This is a genomic window from Nocardia sp. NPDC060220, assembly GCF_042727815.1.
Lineage (GTDB): Bacteria > Actinomycetota > Actinomycetes > Mycobacteriales > Mycobacteriaceae > Nocardia.
In genome coordinates this window covers 1-8,634 of sequence record NZ_JBHWZY010000235.1, presented here as the reverse complement: position 1 = coordinate 8,634, position 8,634 = coordinate 1, and the positions used below count along the sequence as shown (strand labels likewise).

Annotated in this window: 8 protein-coding genes; 4 read left to right on the top strand and 4 right to left on the bottom strand. The window is 65.6% G+C overall.

The genetic code is table 11. The features are described from left to right. Nucleotides 1-233 precede the first annotated feature (233 nt). Entirely contained in the window at nt 234-548 is a 315-nt protein-coding gene (locus tag ACFWF3_RS14680) for a hypothetical protein (protein ID WP_379314069.1), read from the bottom strand. Nucleotides 549-597: 49 nt separating this feature from the next. Between ACFWF3_RS14680 and ACFWF3_RS14675 the strand changes: the two genes are divergently transcribed. Next, a complete protein-coding gene (locus ACFWF3_RS14675; RefSeq protein WP_379314068.1) occupies nt 598-786 on the top strand; it encodes a hypothetical protein in 189 nt (62 codons plus the stop codon). 119 nt (nt 787-905) lie between these two features. Beyond that, on the top strand, nt 906-2,186 hold the full coding sequence (locus tag ACFWF3_RS14670; protein ID WP_379314067.1) for a cytochrome P450: 1,281 nt from the start codon (nt 906-908) through the stop codon (nt 2,184-2,186). A gap of 98 nt (nt 2,187-2,284) precedes the next feature. On the opposite strand, the gene ACFWF3_RS14665 is transcribed toward ACFWF3_RS14670, so the two are convergent. Continuing rightward, nucleotides 2,285-2,677 carry a nuclear transport factor 2 family protein gene (locus ACFWF3_RS14665; RefSeq protein ID WP_379314066.1) on the bottom strand — a complete coding sequence of 131 codons (393 nt, stop codon included), beginning with the start codon at nt 2,675-2,677 and terminating at the stop codon, nt 2,285-2,287. 214 nt (nt 2,678-2,891) lie between these two features. Continuing rightward, nucleotides 2,892-4,256: a lipase family protein gene (locus ACFWF3_RS14660; RefSeq protein WP_379314070.1), complete on the bottom strand. Its 1,365-nt coding sequence runs from the start codon at nt 4,254-4,256 to the stop codon at nt 2,892-2,894. Nucleotides 4,257-4,705: 449 nt separating this feature from the next. On the opposite strand from ACFWF3_RS14660, the gene ACFWF3_RS14655 reads away from it, so the two are divergent. After that, nucleotides 4,706-6,097, top strand: coding sequence for a lipase family protein (locus ACFWF3_RS14655; protein ID WP_379314065.1), 1,392 nt, complete (start codon nt 4,706-4,708; stop codon nt 6,095-6,097). Between the two features lie 15 nt (nt 6,098-6,112). Beyond that, on the top strand, nt 6,113-6,820 hold the full coding sequence (locus ACFWF3_RS14650) for a TetR/AcrR family transcriptional regulator (RefSeq protein WP_379314064.1): 708 nt from the start codon (nt 6,113-6,115) through the stop codon (nt 6,818-6,820). A 72-nt stretch (nt 6,821-6,892) separates the two neighbouring features. Here ACFWF3_RS14650 and ACFWF3_RS14645 read toward each other — a convergent pair whose 3' ends face one another. Continuing rightward, nucleotides 6,893-8,533, bottom strand: a complete 1,641-nt coding sequence (locus ACFWF3_RS14645) for a CocE/NonD family hydrolase (protein WP_379314063.1) — start codon at nt 8,531-8,533, stop codon at nt 6,893-6,895. Between the last annotated feature and the right edge of the window lie 101 nt (nt 8,534-8,634).

Sequence of the window (8,634 nt, the reverse complement as noted above, 5' to 3'; positions counted from 1 at the left end):
TTCCGATTCCTGCAGTTACGGGCCGAGCTGTCGCGGCGGACAGCCTTCCTGGAACCCAGGTAGCAAAGCGCCACTTGAACGGTCTGCGCACTAGCGACGGTGACGAATGCCTAGAAATCCAGAACTTCTCGCGACGAAACCGCGATAGCCCCCGGACCACAGACGTCGATCATCAAAGTCGCTGAACCAGCGACGACGTTCACGGGTCGCGGCCGAGGGGCCGAGGGGCCGAATTAGTAGACAGCAGACCAGTATTCGTTCACCGTCCATGTCACCGCACGGAATTCGGGGTGTTTCGGATCGTCGGTGACGGTGATCGTCGCACGCGCCAGGTCGATCTTCATGCCATCGGCCACGAACTGCTGACTATTGGCGGTGAAAGTGAAGAAGGCTCCGTCGAAGGGGTCCGGCCGTAGCGCCGGCGCCGCCGCCCGCATGATCCGGGTGCCAGCCTGGTCCTCGCACACGACGAATCGCTGGTCGCCGCCCACTCGGCTGCCCTGAAAGGTGGTCACCGGACGCCCAGTGGTCTGGCTGACCAGCAGCACCAGCCGTTCCGTGCCCTGACATCGGGCGAACGAATCGCGATAGCCGTAGGTGTCGGTGCCGTCGGGCAATGTGCCATCGGTCTGCGTCGGTTCGGCCGTCGTGCTGGTGCGCGGCGCTGACGGGCTGGGCGAGATCGCGGCCCTGTTCTCGCCGGAACACGCCACCATCGAACAGATCAACGCGGCCCCCGTCAGCGCCGGAAAACCTTTCCGTGCTGAAATCATCAACGGAGACTAACAATTCAGACAGAACGCCGTTCTGCCGCACTGCCGCGAACACGCGGACTTCCAGTTCGACGCCCGGCGCGAGCCCCCGGGGTTACCGTGGAGTGAGGTGTCTAGGAGAGGACCGTCGCCATGTACCCGCCCGGCCCCCGACTACCCGCGATCGCGCAGACGATCCGGTATGTGCAAGCGCGGGAGCGGTTCATGACCGCCACCGCTCTCCGTTACGGCGACACCTTCACCCTGCGCATGGTGCCGCCATACGCCCGACATCTGGTTGTCTTCACTCGCCCCGAGCACGTCCGCGAGATCTTCGCCGCCTCCCCCACCGACCTGCACGCCGGCGAGAGCAACGGCATCCTGCGTCCGCTGCTCGGCGATCATTCGGTGCTCATCACCGACGAGGCCGAGCACGCTCGGGCCCGCCGCCTGCTGATGCCCGCCTTCACCGGGCCCGCTCTGACCGGTTACCGCAAGATGATCGAGCAGATCGCCGCTGGCCACGTGGAGACCTGGCGGGCTGGGTCGACGATCCGCGGCCTGGACGCGATGACCGGGATCACCCTCGATGTCATCGGCGAGGTGGTGCTCGGTGTCGCCGATCCGCGCCGCCGCGACCTACTCGGTCCACCCATGCGCCGGATTACCGACATCGCCCCGCTCACCCTGCTCGGTTCCCGCTACCCGGCCCTACAAAACCGCGGCCCCTGGAAGCGGTTCCACCGCGACCGGGCCAGTCTGGACGCCCACCTCTACGCCGAGATCGAGCAGCGCCGCACCGGCAGCAACGCCACGGGCGCAGATGTGCTGTCGCGGCTGATGTCAGCGGGCAGCGGCAACGACACCCCGCTCACCCCGGACGAACTCCGCGATCAGTTGGTCACCCTGCTCGCCGCCGGGCACGAGACGACCTCGGCCGCACTGTCATGGGCGCTACGCGAACTGGCCGCCAACCCCGCACAGCAGGACCTCGCCCGCCAGGCCGCGCTCGACGGCGACACCGTTTACCTCGAAGCGGTGATGAAGGAAGCACTGCGCTACCACTGGGTCATCGGAGGGATCGTGCGAAAGCTCACCCGCGACATGATGATCGGCGGCTACGACCTGCCCGCTGAAACCGTCGTCGCGACCTCGATCCTGCTCGCACACCAGCGCCCCGAGGCTTTCCCGGACGCGGTGTTCCGGCCCGGCCGCTTCCTCGACGGCAGCGTGGCGCCGAATACCTGGCTGCCGTTCGGCGGCGGAGTGCGCCGGTGCATCGGGGCGGGTTTCGCGCTGATGGAAGGCGCGGCGGTGCTCCAAGAGATCCTGCGCCGCCACGTCCTGTCCCTGCCCGCGGCCGCGACGACGCGGGGCCGGGTCCGCAACATCACGAATGTGCCGTCCGACGGTGCACCGATTCTGGTCAACTGAAAAGCGCACCATCATTGGTGGATGCTCTGTTTCGCGCGACGCCGGATCGAGTTTCAGACGCCCTCTGACGCACAGGACGAATTCGGGCGACAGGACCATCAATCCGTCGTGCTGGCGTGTGCTGCGATGATCCGCCAGCCGTGCGTATCGTCGTGCAACCAGGAACGCGTGTAACGCATCCTGGCTCCGAAAGGCTCGCCGTTGACGGCCCCCTCGATGGTCCCGAGAAACCAGGTCACCCCGGTACGCCCGTCGGTGAGTACGTTCAGCTCTTCCTCGACCATGGCCGTCACCACCTGCATCCGGGTGCGGTGAAGCTCCAGGTCATCGGTCTTGGTGTAGACGTCTGCGCCGAAGGTGAAGATCAACCGGTCATCGAGCAGACGATCCAGCGCCTGCACATCCCCGGCAAGTTGCGCGGCCTGCAACCGCCGCTCAGCATCCCGTAAGTTCTCCATGCGCCTCACCTTGCCAGCCGATGTCGCACCCACGCCACGATGTTCGCGTTCAGCTGAGGCTGTCAGGTGATGCCGACCGGCGCGCGAAGGGCGTGGGTGGCCACATAGTTTCTCTATGGAACGCCCTGGGGCACCAGCAGATTCGGACTGATGGCGATCAGCAGCGTTGCAGTACTTGGACACCGATCCCAAGGCCCGTCGCATAGAGTCGCCTGTCGCGATCCACGAGTCGACCCGACAGCGGGCGTCAGCGGGTGCCGATGGGCTGACCGAGGAAGGCCGCCAGCTCACCGCCGATGATCGAGACCCACTCCCCCCATGTGCGCGAGTCCAGCGCCATGGAGCCGACTTCATCGAGTTGGCAACCGTTCTCGACCGGCACCCCGGCGAAGCGATCTCGCATCCACATCATCGCGCTCGGCAGGCCGATGCCCTCCAGGCTCAGATGCTCGCTGAAGTGATCACGGGTATAGGTCACCTGCGCGTTCGGATCCTGACAGTAAGTGCCGTAGAGCTTGTTGACCGGCCCGACGGGCACCAGCCAATCCATGTTCGCCTGGTACAGGAACACCGGCATGTCCGGCACGCTCTTACCCATCCGGGTGCGCTCGATCACCGCCTGGGCAGCCGGTGCCGCGAGGGGATCTCCGGGTGTATTGAACAGCCCCTTGATATCCATGAACGGGAACAGTGCCGCCTGAAAGCCCACACACAGCTGATCCTTCGCGGTCAACAGCGCCTGCCCCAGCGGGTTGTTCGTTTCACGCAGGAAGGCGGCGAACTCCGGCTCTTCATGCGCCAGGCCGATGATGCCCGCGTACACCAGACCGGAGGCCGCGTTGTTGTTCGCCAGATTCACCAGCTCGCCCAGGTCGGCATCTGTTCCGCCGGAGACCGCGCCGACGATATTCAATTCCGGAGCATAGGTTTTGCGCATTTCGGCCGCCCACATCGTAGGGACCGAACCACCGGAGTAGCCCATCATCCCGACCTTGGTCGCCGCCCCGTCCAGCCCCATCGGCGCGAAGTTCTCGGCTGCGCGAATGCCGTCGAGCGCGATCCGCCCGGCCAAGGGGCCGTGCGCGAAGGCCGCGTTCGGCCCCTGGTGATCGGGCACCACCACGGCCCAGCCCTGTTGCAACGCAACCTGGACCTCGAGGAAGCCGATCGGCGCGACCAGCTGCCCGGTGAGGAAGCCGGGCAGCGCCCACTGCTGGATCGAATACGACGAGGCGCAGTACTTACCCGTCGAGTCCTCGGCCATGTGGTAGGAGAGCAGGTTGCGCGACCCGCGTGGCACTTCTCCGCGCGGCTTCAGCACCGTCGCGACAGCGCCTATCGGTTCGTCGCGACTGTTGTTCGACCGATACGACAGCTGCCAGGCATCGACGTTGAGCGGCAGCACGTTGTAGGTCGCGACGTTCACCTGCCGCGCGGCGATGATCTCGCCGGGCTGTTTGGCTGCGACGACGTCCGCGGGCGGGCGGTAGAAGGAATCGAACTCCGGTATCGCCGGTGAACTCACGAACGGCGGCGCGGGCTGCACGACTCCGTCGAACGGCAGTGCTGAGGCCGGCGCAGCGACGACTGTGGCGGTCCCCGCGACCATCATCACGGCGAAGGCGAGCGAACGGGACCGCACCCGCCACCTTGTCCGGCTGTGGCGGTCTCTCACCGGCGGGCGCCAGTTCACTGCGGCCATATCGAGCACTCCCAGCATCATTGTTGGACGCGAATATCTAAGATGTGGGGCACATTACCCATCCAGCGAGAGATGAGGCAAGTCACAGTTGGCTCCACGAATGGATCCATCCAGCCTCGGAGATGCAACGGCGATGACCAACTGCCCCAGACACTCAGACCTACCGCCTTCGCCACCCAAGCGCATCGATTTCATTGCGTGTAGGCCGAAATGATCCCGCTACCAGCGCAGTGGGCAGTAGGCCAACGGTGGCTGATCGAGATTGGACATACATAGACAATGACGTCTAATGTCTTGCTGCGACTTGGAACACACATCGTCTGGGTCAGTGCGGTGGCACACTTGAGAGGTTGGGGAAGATGAACTTTCGTCCAGGAGCGGCTAGCCGCCGCCTGATCGGGCTGGCGGCGGGGGCGATGGCAATCGCGATGATCGCCGGCACCGCCCCCAGCACGGCCGAGCCGGCTGCGGTTCAACCCGCCGCTCCGATTCCGGCCCCGCCGGAGCTCGATCCCGCCTTCTACCGGCCTGCCGCCGACATCGTCGCGGCGAAAGCACCCGGACAGATCATCGCCGCGCGTCAGGTGAACGTCGCCAACGCGGGTGTCATACCGCTCAACGTCGACGCATGGCAGGTGTCCTACCGGTCCAACAACAGCCGCGACCAGGCCGTCCCGGCCGTCGCGACGGTACTCAAGCCGCGGGGTTCGACACCGTCGAAACTGGTGTCGATGCAAATCGCCGAGGATTCTCTGGCCGGGTACTGCGCGCCGTCCTATGCCATACAGCAATGGTCGCCTGCCATTCTGGCCGGCCAGATCGTCGCTCCGGCGGAGTTCGTGATCGCGCAGGCGGCGGTGCAACAGGGCTGGGCCGTCGTGATCCCGGACCATCAGGGGCCCGACAGCGCCTACGCGGCTGGACCACTGGCCGGCCGAATCACCCTCGACAGCATTCGCGCCGCCCGGAGTTTCGAGCCGCTACGCCTCACCCCGGACGCGCGCATCGGCATGTACGGATACTCCGGTGGCGCGATCGCCACGGGGCACGCAGCCGAGCTGAAACAGAGCTACGCACCCGAGATCGATATCGTCGGCGCCGCCGAGGGCGGTGTTCCCGCCGATCTCGGTGCAGTGCTCAGCAACGGCAACAACGGGGCGTGGGCCGGGATCATCTACGCCGCGGTACTCGGCCTTTCGCGTGAGTATCCGGATTTCGCGGAGATGTTGAACCGAGACCTCGACCCGCTGGGCAAAGGTCTGGCGACGGTAAAGGGCGGGCTGTGCGTGCAGTACAACACCGCGCTGGTGCCCTTCCTGAACATCTCGGGCATGCTGCGCGTCCCCGGCGGCGACCCTCTGCGCGACCCCGTTGTCATGGCGACCCTGGACAAGACCCGCATGGGCAAGTCTGTTCCCGATATGCCGATGTATATCTGGAACGCCAACCCGGACGAACTCATCCCGGTCGGTCCGGTGAACACGTTGGTGAACACGTACTGCGAAAGCCCCACGGCGACGGTGCAATACACGCGTGAGCACTTTGCCGAGCACATCACAACGGAGATCTCCGGGGCCGCGCCGGCGCTGCTGTGGTTGAAGGATCGACTCGACGGAGTTCCCGCTCAGCCGGGGTGCAGCATCACCGATGCCGGCTGGCTAGCCCTGGATCCGGACGGAATGACCCTGTTCGCGTCCATCTTCGGCGAGACGATCGCGTCGTTCTTCGGCAAACCGATCGGAGCCAAATAGTCGAGCCAGCTCGGAGTGGACCACCGAATCATCGGCTTCTTCCGAACTCTCCATCGGCTGCCGCGAACCGGCCGCGCTCCGGCCACTAGAGTTGACGGCGTGATTGCGAGCGGGTCCCCACGCATCTACGACGGTCGCCCGGTCGAGGATCGCCGGGCCGAACGGCGAGAGCAGTTCATCGCTGCCGGTCTCGCCGTGTTCGGCGAGCAGGGATATCAAGGCGCATCCATCACGATGGTGTGCAAGGCCGCTGGGTTGGCCCGCGCGCAGTTCTATGAACATTTCGGCAACCGCGAGCAACTACTGCTGGCGGTCTACGACCTGGTTCAGACTGATGCGCGCCGGGCGGTGGTCGAGGCGCTGAGCGAGGCCGGCGAGGTGGACGCGCCCGCGCGGGCGCGCATCGCTGTGCGTGCCTACGCCGAATCGATCGGGATGAACCCCCATCGTGCGCGGGTATCTTTCGTCGAAATCGTCGGCGTGAGCGCCGATGTCGAGAAGCACCGGGTCGACCAGCGTGAGATCTGGGTACAGTTCTTCACGGCAGAACTGAAGCAGGCACGAGACCCGGACTTCGTTCCCGCCGGCGGTTTCCGTGCCGCAGCAACAGGTTTCATCGGAGCGCTCATGGCGCTGGTTCATCAGTGGAGCGTCGAGGGAACCTCCGCCGAACTCGAGGACCTGGTCGAGGTTCTGACACGTTTCCTCATCAGCGTGATGTGACGCCGGCTGTTCGGCCGCGGCGGACTGATTGCCGGAGACCGCGCTGTCCCGGGCAATCAGTCACCGGTGGTATCAGTCAGCCAAAGGGATATCGATACCCGCGGCACCGTGGAAGGCGGACAGCGTCACCACGGCGCCAGGTTCGGTCTCGCCGGCGTACAAGGGGTCCTCGGTGGCGAGGATGACGGCAAGCCGGTGGCCGGCGGGGACCCGATAGTCAGTGGCCTGCAAGCGCAGTTCGACTGCGGTGGGATGTTCCGGTACGGCGTTGCTCACGGTGGTCGCGGCATGGGTGATGATCTTCAGGTTGCCGGTGACCACGTCCAGGTCGAAGAGGTAGGCGACGACGGTGGCGGTCTTGGTGGTGGGCGTCACCGTCACACGAATTCGCGGGATGCCCGCGATGTGGTGCGGCGACGGGAGCGGAGCGCTCGTCCACACCGCTGCGGCGGATCGGTCGACCTCGGCGAGCTTGTGACGCACGGGCATGAGCAACCGCTCGCGGAAGCCATCCATGACCAGTTGATTCACGGCGCGGACATTCGGGGCACCGGACCGGATATTCCGGCTGAACTCCGATGGCGGGTCGAGAACCAGCACACCATCGCCGGATCCGCTCGCAGGTGCGGCGAGATAGTAGGTGCGGATCGGATTGGACGACCAGCCTTCCACACCGGCGCAGGAGGAGACGGTGAAGCTGTGCATAGTCTCGGTGTGCACGGCACCGTCGTCATCGATGCCGTTGTCGACACCGTTGAGATAGTGGTCGAGCCAGTCGTATGCGGCCTCGGTGGTGCGGGTGTACACACCGAGCAGCAAGCCCGGGATCTCCACTGCCCCATGATCTCCGATTGCCAGATCCAGGCGCTTGGGGCCGGGGAACTCGGCGAAGTAGCTCAGCAGCTGGTTCTGGGGAAAAATGGTCTCGTGCCAGTAGCTGGTGAAGAAGGTCGGCACGGGGCGGCGCTGATCCGGGATGTGGGCGGGTGACCGCCGTCGCGCGTACTTCAGCACGCCTTCGATGTCGGTGTTCGTCCGGAAGTCCTCGAGCACCTTCACCAGTTCGGCGCTGGGCTTCTCACTGATCGCGGCCAGCGCTTCGGCGGCGAGGATGTGGCGGGTCCCGTTGTCGTACAACGCTTCGCCGAGGTCAGCCCATGTGCTCAGGGCGACAACCGCTTTCACGCGCGGATCAGACTGGGCGACGAGCTGGCCGATGCCTGAGCCGTAGGAGATGCCGGCCATGCCGATACGCTCCGGGTCGACCTCGATTTCCGGGTGATCGAGCGCCCAGCTGATCACCAGCGACCCGTCCGCGACGTCTTCGGGACCGGCCACCGTCAGCTCGCCACCGGAACCGGGCAAGCCGCGCTCGGTATAGGCAACGACGGCGTAGCCGCGCATGAGCAGCCTGATCAGCGCCCCGGAGTACATTTTCCAGCCCGCCGGGTCCAAACCGGCGGGAAGCACGACGAGCGGATGCGGGCCGCCGCTGGTCGGCCAGGCGGCCATCGCGTCGAGCAGATCGCCGTCGTAGCCGGGAATCTGGACCTGAGCGAACCGGCACCGCCCGCGGACGGCGGCGATGTCATCGACCAAGTAGTCGGGGACGCCGGCCGCGTTCCCGGTGAGCAGATCAGCAACGACGGCGAACGCGGCGGCTTCCTGATCGGGGGCGAGTAGACGCAGGCGGTCCGGGCGAGCTTCTGGCATGGCGATCTCCTGTCGAATTGGTGTATTTCACGGCAGCAGAACAGTTTCGCGACAAGCAAGGGAGCCACTGCGGGATCAGATCCGAGCCCCCCGCTCAGCAG

Excerpts from the sequence above, each read along its gene's own strand:
- ACFWF3_RS14670 (WP_379314067.1), top strand. The coding sequence starts at position 906 with ATGTACCCGCCCGGCCCCCGACTACCCGCGATCGCGCAGACGATCCGG.
- ACFWF3_RS14660 (WP_379314070.1), bottom strand. The coding sequence starts at position 4,256 with ATGATGGTCGCGGGGACCGCCACAGTCGTCGCTGCGCCGGCCTCAGCA.
- ACFWF3_RS14655 (WP_379314065.1), top strand. The coding sequence starts at position 4,706 with ATGAACTTTCGTCCAGGAGCGGCTAGCCGCCGCCTGATCGGGCTGGCG.
- ACFWF3_RS14645 (WP_379314063.1), bottom strand. The coding sequence starts at position 8,533 with ATGCCAGAAGCTCGCCCGGACCGCCTGCGTCTACTCGCCCCCGATCAG.